The organism is Tenacibaculum bernardetii (assembly GCF_029125915.1).
Lineage (GTDB): Bacteria > Bacteroidota > Bacteroidia > Flavobacteriales > Flavobacteriaceae > Polaribacter > Polaribacter bernardetii.
On the sequence record NZ_JAQJCU010000009.1, the window covers coordinates 16,859 to 33,066 of the forward strand.

Consider the following 16,208-nt stretch of genomic DNA (forward strand, 5'->3'; position numbering starts at 1 on the left):
ATAATAATATAATGTCAGATATCAACATAAAAATAACAGATAGAGAAGGAGTGCTTCACGAAATTTTAGCGCCTACAGATATGGCAATGAATTTAATGGAAGTAATTCGTTCATACGAATTAGCAGAAGAAGGTACTGTTGGTGTTTGTGGTGGTATGGCAATGTGTGCTTCGTGTCAATGTTATGTGAAATCTGAACATGAACTAACAGAAATGGGAGTTGATGAAGATATGATGCTTGCAGAAGCTTTTTATGTAAAAAACAACAGTCGTTTAGGTTGTCAAATTCAAGTGAAGCCAGAATTAGAAGGATTAGAAGTTGAATTAGCACCTGAAATGTAATATGTCATTGAATAATTATACGCTTACTTTAAAAGATACAGTAGAAGAGTTTACAAAGAAATTATTTTACGCACTTTTTGATGAGATTTATTATCAAGAAAATATAAATGAGATAGCGGAATTGTTTTTTAAGATAACAGAAAAGTTACAAGTAAAAGATAGAACTACTATTTGGAGTATATATAAAACAACATTCAAAGAAATAAGACAAAAATTAAATTTAGATGCAATTGCTTTTGAAAAAACAGACCCTGCAGCAAAATGTTTAGCTGAGGTTTATTTAGCATATCCAGGCTTTCATGCGATAGCAGTTTACCGTTTAAGTCATCAATTAGTGAAATTAAACATACCTATTTTACCAAGAATGATGAGTGAGTACACGCATGGGGTAACAGGTACAGATATTCATCCAGGAGCAACTATAGGGGATTCTTTTTTTATAGATCACGCTACTGGAATTGTTATAGGAGAAACTACTTTGATAAAAAATAATGTTAAGATATATCAAGGAGTAACGTTAGGAGGTATTCAAGTTAAAAAGAGTTTAGCAGAAACAAAAAGACACCCTACAATAGAAAATAATGTAACTATTTATGCAAATGCTACTATTTTAGGAGGTGAAGTTGTAATAGGTGAAAATAGTATAATAGGAGCTAATGTATGCGTTACTGAATCAGTGCCACCGAAAAGCTTAGTAATCTATCAATCAGAAAATAAAATTGTTTCACTAGAAGAAAAATAAATTATGAAAGCAAAAAAAATAACCGACTTTGTAGGGAACACACCTTTAATAGAGGTAAGTAATATACTTAGTAAAAAAGGAGTGCGCTTGTTTTTAAAACTAGAAGGCAACAATCCAGGAGGAAGTGTTAAAGATAGGGCTGCTTATAATATGATTTTTGAGGCCTTAAACCGAAGAAATATAAAAAAAGGAGATCATTTAGTAGAAGCAACTAGTGGAAATACAGGAATCGCTTTGGCATTTATATCAAAAGTACTAGGGTTGCATATGACATTAGTAATGCCAGAAAATGCTACAGAAGAACGAATAAAAACAATGAAGGCTTACGGAGCTGAAGTTTTATTAACATCTAAAGAAGAAGGAATCGAAGGAGCTAGAGATTTAGCACAAAAGCTACGATATAAAGAAGGGTACTTTATGTTGAATCAATTTGAAAATAATGATAATTGGAAAGCGCATTATAAAACCACAGGACCAGAAATTTGGAAAGATACTGAAGGGGAGGTAACTCACTTTGTATCAGCTATGGGAACTACAGGAACCATAATGGGAGTTTCTACCTATTTAAAAGAACAAAACCCAAATATTCAAATTATTGGAGCACAACCATCTGATGGTTCAAGAATACCAGGAATTAGAAAATGGTCGGAAGAGTATTTGCCAAAGATTTTTGATAGATCAAAAGTTGATGAAATTATTGAGGTAAGTGAAAATCAGGCAAGAAATCAGGCACGTAAATTAGCGAGTCAAGAAGGTGTTTTTGGAGGAATGAGTAGTGGAGGTGCTGTACATGTTGCGCTTCAAGTTGCAGAGAAAATAGAAGAAGGTATTATTGTCGCAATTATCTGTGATATTGGTGACCGATATTTATCTTCTAATTTATATAATTATTAAAAAATGGTATAAAAACAAAAAAAGTTTGTTTATTTGTGCTTTAGTTCATTAATTTAATATGAATGTTATCAAGAAAGGTGGAGGGATTAGACCCTATGAAACCTTAGCAACCCTTTGTGCAAACAAAGAAGGTGCTAAATTCTACTTAAATACTAATTCAACAGTACTTAAGAGAGATAACGGAAAGAACTTTCCTCTTTTCCTGATAACTTCTACAATACAATATCAGGAATGCCAAACATTTATAAAGAAATACAAAAACGTATTCTCGTGCTCGATGGAGCTATGGGAACGATGCTTCAAGCCTATAAATTCACAGAAGCAGATTTTCGTGGAGAGCGTTTTAAAGAATATCTAACACCATTACAAGGAAACAATGATTTATTGTCTATAACACAACCTAAGGCAATTAAAGAAGTACACGCAAAATATTTTGAAGCAGGTGCTGATATTGTAGAAACGAATACCTTCTCAGGAACTACTATTGCAATGGCCGATTATCAAATGGAAGATTTGGTATATGAACTAAATTATGAGTCTGCAAAAATAGCAAAAGAAGTAGCAGATGAGTTTACGGCAAGAGAACCCCGCAAGCCAAGATTCGTAGCAGGTTCAATTGGTCCAACAAATAGAACTGCAAGTATGTCTCCAGATGTTAATGACCCTGGTTATAGAGCGGTTACTTTTGATGAATTACGTATAGCTTATAAACTACAAGTTGAAGCTTTGATAGATGGTGGTGCTGATCTTTTATTAGTAGAAACTGTTTTTGATACTCTAAATGCTAAAGCAGCTTTATTTGCAATAGAAGAAGTAAAAGACGAGCGTAAAATTGACATTCCAATAATGCTAAGTGGTACGATTACTGATGCCAGTGGCAGAACTTTATCAGGACAAACAGCCGAGGCATTTTTAATTTCGGTATCTCATATCCCGCTATTATCCGTCGGGTTTAATTGTGCATTAGGAGCTAATTTATTACAACCACACTTAGAGGCAATTGCATCAAAAACAGCATTTGCAATTTCTGCGCATCCCAATGCAGGATTACCCAATGCTTTTGGAGAATACGATGAAACTGCAGAAGAAATGGCAGATCAAATTGAAGATTATTTGAAGAAAGATTTAATCAATATTATAGGTGGATGTTGCGGAACAACACCTGAGCATATTTCTGCAATTGCAGAATTAGCAGCTAAATATCAACCAAGAAAATGCAAATAAAACAAGATAAATATTTAAAACTATCAGGTTTAGAACCTTTAGTTTTAAATGAAAACAGCAATTTTATAAATGTTGGAGAACGTACAAATGTTGCAGGATCACGTAAGTTTTTACGATTGATAAAAGAAGAGCGGTTTGATGAAGCATTAGCCGTTGCAAGACATCAGGTAGAAGGAGGAGCGCAAATTATTGATATTAATTTTGATGATGGTTTAATTGACGGAAAAGAAGCAATGGTTCGATTTTTAAACCTGATTGCTGCCGAACCAGATATTTGCAGAGTTCCATTAATGATCGATAGTTCGAAGTGGGAAATCATTGAAGCAGGTTTACAAGTTGTACAAGGAAAATGTGTTGTGAATTCTATTTCTTTAAAAGAAGGAGAAGAAAAATTCATCTGGGAAGCAACTCAAATAAAACGTTACGGAGCAGCAGTAATTGTAATGGCATTTGACGAAGTTGGTCAAGCTGATAATTATGAAAGAAGAATTGAAATTGCTGAACGATCTTATCGAGTTTTGGTTGATAAAGTTGGTTTTGCATCTGAAGATATTATTTTCGATTTAAATATTTTTCCTGTAGCAACAGGAATGGAAGAGCATCGTAAGAATGCTATTGATTTTATTGAAGCAACACGTTGGGTTAGAGAAAATTTACCAAATGTAAGTGTAAGTGGAGGTGTGAGTAATGTGTCATTTTCATTTAGAGGAAATAATACTGTTAGAGAAGCAATGCATTCTGTTTTCTTGTATTATGCAATTCAAGCAGGAATGAATATGGGAATTGTAAACCCTGCATTGTTAGAGATTTATGATGATATTCCAAAAGATTTATTAGAACATATTGAAGATGTAGTTTTAGATCGAAGAGATGATGCTACTGAACGTTTATTAGATTTTGCTGAAACGGTAAAAGGCGTTAAAAAACAAGATGAAACAAAAGTTTTAGAATGGAGAAGTTTTCCTTTACAAGAAAGAATTACACATTCTTTAGTAAAAGGAATAGATGAATTTATTATTGAAGATGTAGAACAAGCAAGGCAAGAATCTGAAAAACCAATTCAAGTAATAGAAGGTCATTTAATGATTGGAATGAATGTGGTTGGTGATTTATTTGGTGCAGGGAAAATGTTTTTACCACAAGTAGTAAAATCTGCAAGAGTAATGAAAAAAGCTGTAGCTTATTTAAACCCATTTATAGAAGCAGAGAAAGGAGAAAAACAACAAGCTTTAGGTAAAGTTTTAATGGCTACAGTAAAAGGTGATGTGCATGATATTGGTAAAAATATTGTTTCGGTAGTTTTAGGCTGTAATAATTATGAGATTGTAGATTTAGGAGTTATGGTTCCGCCAGAAAAAATTATTGAAGCTGCCAAAAAAGAGAATGTAGATATAATTGGTTTATCTGGCTTAATTACACCTTCGTTAGATGAAATGGTGTATTTAGCAAAAGAAATGGAGCGTCAAGATTTTTCAGTTCCTTTATTAATTGGTGGAGCAACAACATCAAAAGCACATACAGCAGTAAAAATAGATCCGCAATATAAAAACGCAGTTGTACATGTAAATGATGCTTCAAGAGCAGTTACTGTTGTAAGTGATTTATTAAATAAAGAAACAAGTAATGCTTACGTAACGAAATTGAAAAAAGATTATGATGAGTTTCGTGAAAAGTTTTTAAAGAGAGGAAAAGCTAAAGCATATGTTTCTATAGAAGAAGCCCGTACAAGAAAGTTTAAAATAAATTGGGAAACTACATCGATTATAAAGCCTAAAGAATTAGGAATTCAAACATTAGAACAAGTAAGTTTAAAAGTGTTGCTGCCGTTTATTGATTGGAGTCCGTTTTTTAGAAGTTGGGATTTACACGGTAAATACCCAGATATTTTAACTGATGAGGTAGTTGGGGAACAGGCAACGCAATTGTATGAAGATGCGAAAGTGATTTTGGATAAAATAATTACGAAACAATTATTAAAACCAAAAGCAGTATTTGGGCTATTTGAAGCAAATACAATTAATGATGATGATATTTCTATTCAGAAAAAAGGGGAAGAAATTGCAGTTTTTAGAACCTTACGTCAACAACTTAAAAAGAGAGAAGGAAAACCAAGTATTGCTTTGTCAGATTTTATAGCACCAAAAGAAGCTGAAAAGCAAGATTATATGGGAACATTTTGTACGGCTATTTTTGGAGCAGACGAACTAGCAAAAACATATAAAGAAAAAGAAGATGATTACAATGCAATTATGGTACAAGCAATTGCAGATCGTTTTGCAGAGGCATTTGCAGAATATTTACACCATAGGGTTAGAACTCAACATTGGGGATACGCAGCTGATGAAGCATTATCAAATGATGAATTAATAAAGGAAACTTATAAAGGTATTCGTCCTGCACCAGGTTATCCTGCCTGTCCTGATCATTTAGAAAAAGAAACGATTTGGGATTTATTAAAGGTTGAAGAAAAAATAGGAGTAACACTAACAGAAAGTCTAGCCATGTGGCCCGCAGCAGCAGTTTCAGGATATTATTTTGCAAACGAACAAGCCAAATACTTTGGGTTAGGTAAAATAACTAATGATCAAATACTTGATTTTTCAAATAGAAAAGGTATCTCGCTAGGAAAAGCTAGAAAGTGGCTGCATCCAGTGATAGCTGATAACTAACAAATAACTAAAACTAAAAATATAAAAACGAGCGTGTTTAATTAACAATAAGTTATAAATTAGATAAGATACAGGCAAAGAAACAGCAGTAATATTGAAGTATAATAAAACTAAAATAAAAACAAATGAAAAAGTATCGTTTAGAAATTAGGTTTGTAGTTCAGTTGCTAATAATGTTTGCAGTATCATTATTTGCGGCATCATTTATATAGTTAAATACGCCTTTATAATAACTTTATGAAGGTAACAGAACATATTAAAAAAGCAAAGGGAAAAACATTATTTTCTTTTGAAATAATTCCGCCAAAAAAAGGAAATAATATTCAAGATTTATATAATAATATAGATCCGTTAATGGAATTTAATCCACCTTTTATTGATGTAACAACATCTAGAGAGCAACATTTATATATTGACAAAGGAAACGGATTATTGGATAGAAAAATAACCAGAATGCGACCAGGAACAGTAGGTATTTGTGCGGCAATAAAACACAAATATGATGTTGATACTGTACCACATGTTTTGTGTGGAGGCTTTACAAAAGAGGAAACTGAGTATTTATTGGTTGATTGTCATTATTTAGGAATAGAGAATGTGATGGCTTTGCGTGGTGATGCGATGAGTCATCAACGATACTTTGAAGCGAGTAAAAATGGCCACCAATATGCAATAGAGTTGGTAAATCAAATTGAAAATTTAAATAAAGGGAAATATCTACACGAAGTAATTGAGGCAAACCACAAAGCAGATTTCTGTATAGGTGTTGCGGGTTACCCTGAAAAACATTTAGAATCACCATCGTTACAAACCGACTTAAAGAGGTTAAGAGAAAAAGTTGATGCAGGTGCTGATTATGTAGTAACTCAAATGTTTTTTAACAATCAAAAATATTTTGAATTTGTAAATGCAGCTAGAGAAATAGGAATTACAGTACCTATTATTCCAGGAATTAAACCAATCTCGGTAAGACGCCATTTACAATTGTTACCACAAGTTTTTAAAATAGATTTACCAGAAATATTAATTAATTCGTTAGATAACTGTAAAAGCAACAAAGAGGTTAGGCAAGTTGGTGTAGAATGGTGCATTGAACAATCTAAAGAATTATTAGAAGCCGGAGTGCCGCTATTACATTATTACTCTATGGGTAAAAGTGATAATATCAAGGCAATTGCAAAAGCATTGTTTTAAATATATATAATTTTTAGAAGCGAAAAGTAGTTTAAAGATTATTTAATTCATTTAAAATTAAATCACAACCTTCGTTAATTTCTTCATCAGAAATAGTTAATGGAGGTGTGATTCTAATGGCGCTTCCTTCAAAAAGTAACCAAAATAAAATTAAGCCATTCTCTAAAGAGTTTAAGATAATCTTTGACGCAATTTCAGGAGATTCAACTAATAAGGCCAACATTAATCCACGTCCTCTAATTTCTTTAATAGCAGAATGATTTTTAAACTTATTCCTAATTAATTTTTCTTTTCTTAATGTTTCTTCAATGAGGTTTGTTTCGGTAATTTCCTTTACGGTTGCTAAACTAGCACTAGCAATAATAGGATGTCCACCAAAAGTAGTAATATGCCCTAATTTCGGATTTTCTTTAAGGCAACTCATCACATCAAAAGAAGCAATAAAAGCGCCAATTGGCATTCCGCCGCCTAAACCTTTACCGGCTATAATAATGTCAGGAACAACATTGTAGTTTTCAAATCCCCAAAATTTACCAGTACGCCCGACACCGGTTTGAATTTCATCTAAAATTAATAAAGCCCCAACCTCTTTACAACGTTCTTTTACTTTTGATAAATAATCGTTTTTAGGCACTATAAAACCTGCGCCACCTTGAATAGTTTCTAAGATAACACCAGCGGTTTTTGTAGTGATTTTATTTAAATCTATTTCATTATTAAACTCAATAAATTTAACACCAGGAACTAACGGGCGAAAAGCACGGTTTTGTTGTTCTGCTCCACAAACGCTCATAGCTCCTTGGGTATTACCATGATATCCGTTTTTGGCAGCTATTATTTCACTTCTTTCTGTAAAACGTTTTGCTAGTTTTAAAGCTCCTTCAGTTGCTTCTGTTCCTGAATTAACCAAATAAACAGCAGATAAATTTTCAGGTAACGTATTCGCTAAAGCCTTGCAAAGTTCTAACTGAGGTTTCTGAATAAATTCTCCGTACACCATAACATGTGTATAGGAATTTAATTGATTTTTTATAGCGTCGTTAATTTTTGGGTGATTATGACCCAAACTATTTGCGGAAACTCCGGCTACAAAATCTAACATTTTTTTTCCGTTAGCATCGTATATATAACTTCCGTTAGCATGAGAAATTTCAATAGCTAAAGGATGAGGAGTTGTTTGCCCTTGATATTTTAAAAAATCGTTTTTCACTAATTCTTGTTATTTTATTTTTTTTGATTTTAAAGAAGGCTTCAGTTTTACTGATTTTTTCAAATCTTGTCTTTTTACAGTTTCTTTTAAGAACTGATTTTTAGCTTTTTTTACTGCAGAATTATTTTTTTCAGGAGAAGTGATATTAGTCGTTTTATCTTTAATAAAAATGTCTTCAACTGTTTTTGGCTGTTCATCTTCTCGCCAAATAAAACCTTTAAATTTTTTTTCTTCAGAAGGGAATTCAGAAGGAGGAAATGTCTTTCCTTCGGATTTTTTAAAGTATTTTGTTTGTATAATTTCGTTATTTTCTAAAGTAAACTCAATATCACTAGCTATTTCTTTTGTTATTGTTTCTAATAGCTGAGATTCATCATTTCTATTATAATACAACGATTCGGCGTTTCCTTTAACAAGCATTGTTCTCAGATCATTTTCTTGAAACTTACCATAAATATTTCGTCCTTTTATTTGATTATAATCATCATCAGATAAGGAATCTTTCTGAATCATAAAGGCGTTTTGTAAGACTCTTAAAGAATCAAGTTTATTTGTTTTCTTATCAGTAATAAATTGAATGCTATCACCGGTAATTTGACTTTTACCAGACCATAAAACAGGATTGCTAAACATTCTTGTAAGTCCTGTAGTTTGACTTGTGTGAATAGAATCACATTTTCCTTGTAAATCAGATTTAAATATTTTTACATTTCTAAAAATTCTAACGATTCTTTTTTCAGGTTTACCGGTTAATAAAATTTTATCTCCAGCAACATACATAGAATCTTTATCAAGTACAGAAATTGCCACAGCTTTGTTGATGATAAAAAGCGAATCTTTCTTTTCATATAATTCGGCATAATTACCTTTGGTAACCATTTTCTGAAGTGTATCAATTACTTTTATACGATTAGTTGCAGAAGCAAAACCTTTGCGTTTATCATAGTATAAACTATCAGCTAATATTGTGCGTTCTTTTAGAAAGAGCTTGGCATTTTTTACGAAATAAGAAATATCAGTATTGGTATCATAAAAACCTCTTTCAGAATAAATTTTAGTACTATCTTTTAAGTTAGTAACCGTACTTGGGCCGTATAAGTATGCTAAATTAGAATTTGTGTAATAATCTAAATGATCAGATTCTAAGTTGTTTTCAGGGTTAACTACGGTAACTTTAGATTTTGCTGTAAATTTTTTATCCTTTAAAAAATAAGTTCCTTTAATACTTTTTAGCGTGTTTTTTTTATCGCGAATTGTTCCTCCGTTAGGATAATACAAAAGTTGATTTACTCTATCGAAATGAAGTGTATCTGTGGTAAGTTTCATTTCTTTATCATTAATTTCAACATTTCCCCAAGATTTTGCTTTTTTAGTATCTCCATTATAAATGGCAAAATCACTATATTGAATAATACTATCACCTTGTTCGATTACAACTTCACCTAAGGCTTTAAAAATATTTTCTTTTTTATAAAGCAATGCTCTTTGGCAATCTAAAGTAGCACCTTCATGTTCCATTTTTACTTTACCTATAAGTATCGTTGCTCCAGGATACTTCTCTTCATCGGCAGTTGCTTGTTGAGTAGAAAGTATTTTTATTTTTTTTGCTTGAGAATAATTAGAAATAGCAAGCAATAAAAAAAATATAAGAAATAAATTTTTCAAAGTAATAATATTTTAGACAACAAAAATAATGAAAAGAACCTGCCATATTTCTTAATAAATCAATAAAATTATAAGAAGAATAAGTGAGTGTCGTTTTTATAATGATTAATTTTGCATAAACATTTAAAAAGAATTTTATGAGCGCCCATTTTGATTTATCTCTAGAAGAAATGAAGTCTTATGGCTATAAAATAGTAGACTTGATTGCTGAACATTGGGATACACTAGAAGATAAAAAACCAGTTACTTCTGCTTCACGTATAGAAATGGACAATTTATTTTTGCAAGAAGCACCTGATAAAGGTATGAATGCAAACGAGGTTTTAGACTTTGTTATGGAAAACGTAATTCCTAATAGTACCGTTATTTCACACCCAAAAGCATATTCATTTGTGCCAGGACCTAGTAATTTTATTAGCACAATGGCTGATAGTTTAGCAACAGGTTTTAATATATTTTCTGGTGGTTGGGTAGCGTCACCTGCCGCTGCAGAGTTAGAAATTGTAACAATGAACTGGTTGTTAAAAATGTTTAATTTTCCTGTTGAAAAAGGTGGAGGTATTTTTACAAGTGGTGGTTCTATGGCAAATTTAACAGCTTTAGCTACAGCTCGACGTATTAAATGTGGAGATGATTTTTCGAAAGCAGTTATTTATTTATCAGATCAAGCGCATTCGTCTAATATTAAAGCGATTCGTGTTTTAGGATTTAAAAAAGAACAAATTCGAATTTTACCAACAGATATTGAGTTTAGAATAAGCATCAATAAATTAAAAAATGCAATAGCAAAAGATAGGCTAGAAGGTTTACAGCCTTTTTGTTTTATAGCTTCTGCAGGAACCACAAATACAGGAACTGTAGATCCGTTAGATGAACTTGCGGATATTTGTGAGGAAGAAAACTTATGGTTTCATATTGATGGAGCTTACGGAGGAGCAGCAATTTTAGCAAAAAAAGGAGAAAAAGCTTTACGAGGAATCGAAAGAGCAGATTCGTTAACAGTAGATCCTCATAAATGGTTTTATCAACCTTATGAAATAGGTTGTTTATTGGTTAAAGATTCAACTTGGTTAAGCAGTACTTTTAGCGAAACACCTGAATATTTACGTGATATTGAAGGAAATGAATCTGAAATAAACTTTTATGATTACGGAATTCAATTAACACGTAGGTTTAGAGCTTTAAAATTTTATATGTCTATTAAAACTTATGGTTTAGATACTTTTAAGAAAGCGGTAACTTATAATATTAAGTTAGCAGAAGATGTAGAAAAACAATTAAGAAAAAGCAGAACATGGGAAATTATATCTCCTGCAACTTTGGCTATTATTAATTTTAGATACAATCCTATTGGGTTAAATTTATCAGAAAAAGAAATTGATAATTTGAATCAAGAGATTTCTAAAAGAGTAATGGATTCTAAAGAGGCACTTTTAGTTACTACTATTTTAAACAAACAAGTAGTATTACGTATGTGTTTGATTAACCCGAAAACAACAATTGATGATGTAAATGAAACATTAGCCTTGTGTCATAAATTCGGAGAAGAGATTTTAAAGATATAAATAAAAAGGGAGTTCTTAAAGAGCTCCCTTTTTTATTTTGAATTTTCTTGAAATGCTTGTTTCATGTATTCTTTTGATTTTCCTTTGGCAATAGAAGCTGTTTGCCATTTATCATTTAAAATCATTTTACCTACATAAGTTATCTGACCAATATGATAAGGATAATGAGCAATTTGCCTAGTAATACTTTCTATAAGTTTATGTTTTTTATTTCTGATATAAATAGGTTGCTCGAAATTAGTTTCATTTAACGAATTCAAAGCCGTAAAAAGACAGTTCCATCCGTTTTCCCATTTAGTTAATAATTCATCTTTTGATAAATTTTGAGTTTCAAACTCAGCATCTCTATCTCTAGAATCTTTTTCTCCATCCGAAGTAAAAAAATCGGTCCAACGCGATAACATATTTTCAGAAACATGTATTATAATAGAAGCAATACTATTACTTTCTTCATTATATTTAAAGTGCAATTCTTTTTGTTGCAGTTGATCTATAGTTTTATCAGCTACTTCTTTATACGATTTAAATTGTTTGGTTATATTCTGTAAATATTCATCTATCATAAAGCACAAAAAAAGGAGCTCGTAAAGAGCTCCTTTTTAAAATTATCTATTAATTGTTTGTTTTCTATCGGGTCCTACAGATACAACAGTTACCGGAACTCCAGTTTCTTTTTCAATAAAAGCAACATAGTCCAATAAGTTTTTAGGTAATTGATCTGCAGCAGTCATTTTAGTTAAATCATCTTTCCATCCTTTAAATTCAGTATAATTTACTGAAATATTTTCAGGTTCGATATTATAAGGTAAATGTGTTATTTTTTCACCTTTATAATTATATGAAGTACATATTTTTAAGGTATCGAATCCAGAAAGAACATCTCCTTTCATCATCATTAATTTTGTAACACCGTTTACATCAACAGCATATTTTAAAGCAACTAAATCTAACCAACCACATCTTCTAGCACGACCTGTAGTTGCACCAAATTCGTGACCAATTCTAGCCATTTCTTCACCATCTTTATCAAATAATTCAGTAGGGAAAGGTCCAGAACCAACACGTGTTGTGTACGCTTTAAATATACCAAATACATCGCCAATTCTGTTAGGAGCAATTCCTAAACCAGTACAAGCACCAGCGGCAGTTGTATTTGAAGAAGTTACAAAAGGATACGTTCCGAAATCGATATCTAATAAAGATCCTTGTGCTCCTTCTGCTAAAATTGTTTTACTTTCTTTTATTGCAGAGTTTAAATATTCTTCAGAATCTATAAACTGTAAAGTTCTTAATTTTTCGATACCTAAATCGAATTCAGCTTCTAATTCATCTAAATCATACTCAACCTGAACATTAAAATAATCAAGCATACTTAAATGCTTTTTAGTTAACGCTCTGTATTTATCTTTCCAGTTGTCTAATTCTAAATCTCCAACACGCATTCCATTTCTACCAGTTTTGTCCATATAAGTTGGGCCAATTCCTTTTAAAGTAGATCCGATTTTTGCTTTTCCTTTTGAAGTTTCAGAAGCCGCGTCTAATAACCTATGTGTAGGTAAAATTAAATGCGCTTTTCTAGAAATTAATAACTTAGAGGTGTAATCGATGTTGTGAACATCTAAGTTTTCTAATTCTTTTTTAAAGATAACGGGATCAATCACCACACCATTACCAACTACGTTTAAAGCGGTTTTGTGAAAAATTCCAGAAGGAATTGTGTGTAAAACATGTTTGTTACCATCAAAAATTAAGGTGTGACCAGCATTTGGACCTCCTTGAAATCGTGCAATAATATCGTAATTACCTGTTAATACATCTACGATTTTACCTTTTCCCTCGTCTCCCCATTGTAATCCGAGTAATAAATCTACTGCCATTTAGTGTGTTATTAAGTGTATTTGTTGTTGTTATTTTGTGTTTCGTTTTGTTCCGTAGAAGTAAAGAGAGTGGTTGTGAATATCTATATCAAAAACATCTTCAATAGTTTTTTTGATAATTTGAATTCTTGGATCGCAAAATTCTTTTACTTCGCCAGAGTCTGTCATAATTAGATGATCATGATTCTTATCGAAATAACTTTTTTCGTAACGCGCCATTGATTGCCCATCAAATTGATGTTTACGAACCAGTCCACAGTCTAAAAGTAAATCCATCGTATTGTAAAGCGTTGCTCTACTTACACGATAGTTTTTATTTTTCATTTTAATATATAAAGATTCTATATCAAAATGTTCTTCAGCAACATATATTTCCTGTAAAATAGCATAACGCTCTGGCGTTTTACGATGCTTGTTTTCTTCTAAAAAAGTAGTGAAAACTTTTTTTACAATTTCTTGATTTTCGGCTGAATTACTCATTGTTATTTAAAAATTTACGGACGGACAAATTTACAGTTATTTATTGATAAAAAAACAAGGATATTAAAATGATATTTACATTGTATTAACACGCTCTACTTTTTGTACTCCTTCTAGTTTTTTCATACTATCTATTAGCTTATTTAACTGCGCTCTGTTTTTAACACTTAAAGAGAGTTTACCTTCAAACACACCATGATCTCCAGAGATATTAATACTATGAATAAAAACATCCATACTATTAGAAATAAGACGCGTAATGTTGTTCACAATACCTTTATTGTCTATCCCTGATAAAAGTATAACAGCCGTAAACTCTTGCTTGGTAGAATCTATCCATTTTGCAGGCATAATTCTATACGCATAATTAGATTGTAAAGAAATGGCATTAGGGCAGTTGTTTTTATGCACTTTTATACCTTCATTTATCGTAACAAAACCAAAAACGGTATCGCCTTGAATAGGAGAGCAGCATTTTGCTAATGTATAATCTAACGTTTGTTCGTCTTTACCAAAAACTAAAGCATCGTATTTATGGGTAACTTCTTCTTTTTCGGAAATTCCTTTTGAAGGATTTCTACGAAAAGTATTTTTAATAAAGCCCATAATAAGGCCACTTCTCTGAGAAACAAACTCTTTTAATTGGGTATTGTCAATAGCACCGTTACCGATTCTAAAAAATAAATCGAAACTCGTTTTTAAACCAAAATAACTAGCAAGTTCGTTGATAACTTTTTCTCCTGAACCTATTTTTAAATGGCGTAATTTTCTTAATAAAATGGCCTTACCTTCTTCTGCAATTATTTTTTCTTCTGCATTTAAGGCCGATTTAATTTTGGTGCGCGCTCTTGCGGTTAAAACAAAATCTAACCAACGTACATTAGGTTTGTTGTTGCTAGCTGTAAGTACTTCAACCTGATCTCCACTTTTTAGAGCATAGCTTAAAGGAACTAATTTTCCGTTTACTTTTGCACCACGACATTTTAAACCAACATCAGTATGTACAGAGAAAGCAAAATCTAACGCAGAAGCGCCTTTTGGTAATGATTTTAAATCACCTTTTGGTGTAAAAACATATATTTCTTTAGCGTACAAATTAAGTTTAAAATCCTCAACAAAATCAACAGCATCTGCACTGTGATTTTCTAAAGTTTCTTTTAATTTATTTAACCAGCCTTCAAGCCCGTTTTCTTGTACTTCTCCTTGTTTGTATTTAAAGTGAGCTGCATAACCTTTTTCGGCTATTTCATCCATTCTTTCAGAACGAACTTGTACTTCAACCCATCTTGCTTGCGGCCCAATAACTGTGATGTGTAATGCTTCATAACCTGTTGATTTAGGTTGAGAAATCCAATCACGTAAACGCGCAGGGTTGGGTTTAAAGAAATCGGTTACGATAGAGTATATCTTCCAAGCATCAAATTTTTCATCATCAGAAGTTGGTTCGTAAATAATACGAATAGCAAATTTATCATATACTTCATCAAAGCTTACGTTTTGTTTTCGCATTTTTCGTCTAATAGAAAAAATTGATTTAAAACGACCTTTAATCTCATATTTAAAACCTTCTTTATCTAAAGCTTCGTTAAGTATGCCTGTAAAGGTGTCAATATATTTTTGTTGTTCTTCTTTACTGTCTTTAATTTTGATTAAAATATCTTTATAAACCTCAGGTTCTGTATATTTTAAACCTAAATCTTCAAGTTCTGTTTTAATATTATACAATCCTAATCGGTGTGCTAAAGGTGCATATATGTATAAAGTTTCAGAAGCTATTTTTACTTGTTTATGAGGCGGCATTGCATCCATTGTTTGCATATTGTGCAAACGATCGGCAATTTTTATTAAAATAACCCGTACATCATCATGCAAGGTTAAAAGCATTTTTCTAAAATTCTCTGCTTGTATCGAGTAATCTTGTTCTTTTTTTAAGCTAGATATTTTTGTAAGCCCACTAACTATACGCGCTATGTTTTCGCCAAATAAGCGCTCCATATCATCAATTGTATAATGTGTGTCTTCAACAACATCATGAAGTAGGGCAGCAGCAATAGAAGTAGCTCCTAAACCAATTTCATAAGCAACAATTTTAGCAACTGCTATTGGATGAAAAATATATGGCTCGCCAGTTTTTCTACGTTGCTCAGAATGTGCTTCTACAGCAATTTCAAACGCTTTACGTATTAGTTTTTTATCCTCTTCGGATAATGTTTGGTACGTTCCTTTTAATAAATCTTTATATCTGTGGGCTATTTCTTTGTTTTCTTCTTCTATCGTTGCATTATAACTCATACGCTTAAAGCTCTTTTATTAGATATGTTTCAAAATAAAAATAGTGTAAAGTATT

13 protein-coding genes and 1 riboswitch are annotated in these 16,208 nt (G+C 31.7%); of the genes, 7 read left to right on the forward strand and 6 right to left on the reverse strand.

Annotation, left to right across the window (positions count from 1 at the left end; translation table 11 throughout):
- Positions 1 to 11 precede the first annotated feature (11 nt).
- The 6 genes from P2G10_RS08870 (at position 12) to metF (ending at position 7,064) form a co-directional block, all read left to right on the forward strand.
- Positions 12 to 341 (forward strand): 2Fe-2S iron-sulfur cluster-binding family protein, encoded by a 330-nt coding sequence (locus tag P2G10_RS08870; protein ID WP_218772284.1) that lies wholly within the window; start codon positions 12 to 14, stop codon positions 339 to 341.
- A 1-nt stretch (position 342) separates the two neighbouring features.
- On the forward strand, positions 343 to 1,083 hold the full coding sequence (gene epsC, locus P2G10_RS08875) for a serine O-acetyltransferase EpsC (protein ID WP_218772285.1): 741 nt from the start codon (positions 343 to 345) through the stop codon (positions 1,081 to 1,083).
- A 3-nt stretch (positions 1,084 to 1,086) separates the two neighbouring features.
- Positions 1,087 to 1,977 (forward strand): cysteine synthase CysM, encoded by an 891-nt coding sequence (gene cysM, locus P2G10_RS08880; RefSeq protein ID WP_275316170.1) that lies wholly within the window; start codon positions 1,087 to 1,089, stop codon positions 1,975 to 1,977.
- A 62-nt stretch (positions 1,978 to 2,039) separates the two neighbouring features.
- Positions 2,040 to 2,160: riboswitch (SAM riboswitch) on the forward strand.
- Positions 2,161 to 2,208: 48 nt separating this feature from the next.
- On the forward strand, positions 2,209 to 3,201 hold the full coding sequence (locus P2G10_RS08885; protein WP_275316171.1) for a homocysteine S-methyltransferase family protein: 993 nt from the start codon (positions 2,209 to 2,211) through the stop codon (positions 3,199 to 3,201).
- Complete coding sequence (metH, locus tag P2G10_RS08890) at positions 3,192 to 5,870, forward strand: methionine synthase (RefSeq protein WP_275316173.1); 2,679 nt, start codon at positions 3,192 to 3,194, stop codon at positions 5,868 to 5,870. The genes P2G10_RS08885 and metH overlap by 10 nt, the downstream gene beginning before the upstream one ends.
- Before the next feature lie 237 nt (positions 5,871 to 6,107).
- Entirely contained in the window at positions 6,108 to 7,064 is a 957-nt protein-coding gene (gene metF / locus P2G10_RS08895; protein WP_275316174.1) for a methylenetetrahydrofolate reductase [NAD(P)H], read from the forward strand.
- A gap of 31 nt (positions 7,065 to 7,095) precedes the next feature.
- Here the strand turns inward: metF and P2G10_RS08900 are convergent, their stop codons facing one another.
- Entirely contained in the window at positions 7,096 to 8,274 is a 1,179-nt protein-coding gene (locus P2G10_RS08900) for an aspartate aminotransferase family protein (RefSeq protein WP_275316175.1), read from the reverse strand.
- A gap of 9 nt (positions 8,275 to 8,283) precedes the next feature.
- Entirely contained in the window at positions 8,284 to 9,939 is a 1,656-nt protein-coding gene (locus P2G10_RS08905) for an OstA-like protein (RefSeq protein ID WP_275316176.1), read from the reverse strand.
- A gap of 137 nt (positions 9,940 to 10,076) precedes the next feature.
- Between P2G10_RS08905 and P2G10_RS08910 the strand changes: the two genes are divergently transcribed.
- Complete coding sequence (locus tag P2G10_RS08910) at positions 10,077 to 11,504, forward strand: pyridoxal phosphate-dependent decarboxylase family protein (protein WP_275316177.1); 1,428 nt, start codon at positions 10,077 to 10,079, stop codon at positions 11,502 to 11,504.
- 32 nt (positions 11,505 to 11,536) lie between these two features.
- Here the strand turns inward: P2G10_RS08910 and P2G10_RS08915 are convergent, their stop codons facing one another.
- The 4 genes from P2G10_RS08915 to P2G10_RS08930 form a co-directional block, all read right to left on the reverse strand.
- A complete protein-coding gene (locus P2G10_RS08915; RefSeq protein WP_275316179.1) occupies positions 11,537 to 12,067 on the reverse strand; it encodes a DUF1572 family protein in 531 nt (176 codons plus the stop codon).
- A 42-nt stretch (positions 12,068 to 12,109) separates the two neighbouring features.
- Positions 12,110 to 13,381, reverse strand: a complete 1,272-nt coding sequence (locus P2G10_RS08920) for an adenylosuccinate synthase (protein ID WP_275316180.1) — start codon at positions 13,379 to 13,381, stop codon at positions 12,110 to 12,112.
- A gap of 30 nt (positions 13,382 to 13,411) precedes the next feature.
- Positions 13,412 to 13,861: a Fur family transcriptional regulator gene (locus P2G10_RS08925; protein ID WP_218772295.1), complete on the reverse strand. Its 450-nt coding sequence runs from the start codon at positions 13,859 to 13,861 to the stop codon at positions 13,412 to 13,414.
- A 75-nt stretch (positions 13,862 to 13,936) separates the two neighbouring features.
- Entirely contained in the window at positions 13,937 to 16,153 is a 2,217-nt protein-coding gene (locus tag P2G10_RS08930; protein ID WP_275316182.1) for a RelA/SpoT family protein, read from the reverse strand.
- Between the last annotated feature and the right edge of the window lie 55 nt (positions 16,154 to 16,208).

Coding starts and splice junctions, on each gene's coding strand:
- P2G10_RS08870 (WP_218772284.1), top strand. CDS start 12: ATGTCAGATATCAACATAAAAATAACAGATAGAGAAGGAGTGCTTCAC.
- epsC (WP_218772285.1), top strand. CDS start 343: ATGTCATTGAATAATTATACGCTTACTTTAAAAGATACAGTAGAAGAG.
- cysM (WP_275316170.1), top strand. CDS start 1,087: ATGAAAGCAAAAAAAATAACCGACTTTGTAGGGAACACACCTTTAATA.
- P2G10_RS08885 (WP_275316171.1), top strand. CDS start 2,209: ATGCCAAACATTTATAAAGAAATACAAAAACGTATTCTCGTGCTCGAT.
- metH (WP_275316173.1), top strand. CDS start 3,192: ATGCAAATAAAACAAGATAAATATTTAAAACTATCAGGTTTAGAACCT.
- metF (WP_275316174.1), top strand. CDS start 6,108: ATGAAGGTAACAGAACATATTAAAAAAGCAAAGGGAAAAACATTATTT.
- P2G10_RS08910 (WP_275316177.1), top strand. CDS start 10,077: ATGAGCGCCCATTTTGATTTATCTCTAGAAGAAATGAAGTCTTATGGC.
- P2G10_RS08915 (WP_275316179.1), bottom strand. CDS start 12,067: ATGATAGATGAATATTTACAGAATATAACCAAACAATTTAAATCGTAT.
- P2G10_RS08920 (WP_275316180.1), bottom strand. CDS start 13,381: ATGGCAGTAGATTTATTACTCGGATTACAATGGGGAGACGAGGGAAAA.
- P2G10_RS08925 (WP_218772295.1), bottom strand. CDS start 13,861: ATGAGTAATTCAGCCGAAAATCAAGAAATTGTAAAAAAAGTTTTCACT.
- P2G10_RS08930 (WP_275316182.1), bottom strand. CDS start 16,153: ATGAGTTATAATGCAACGATAGAAGAAGAAAACAAAGAAATAGCCCAC.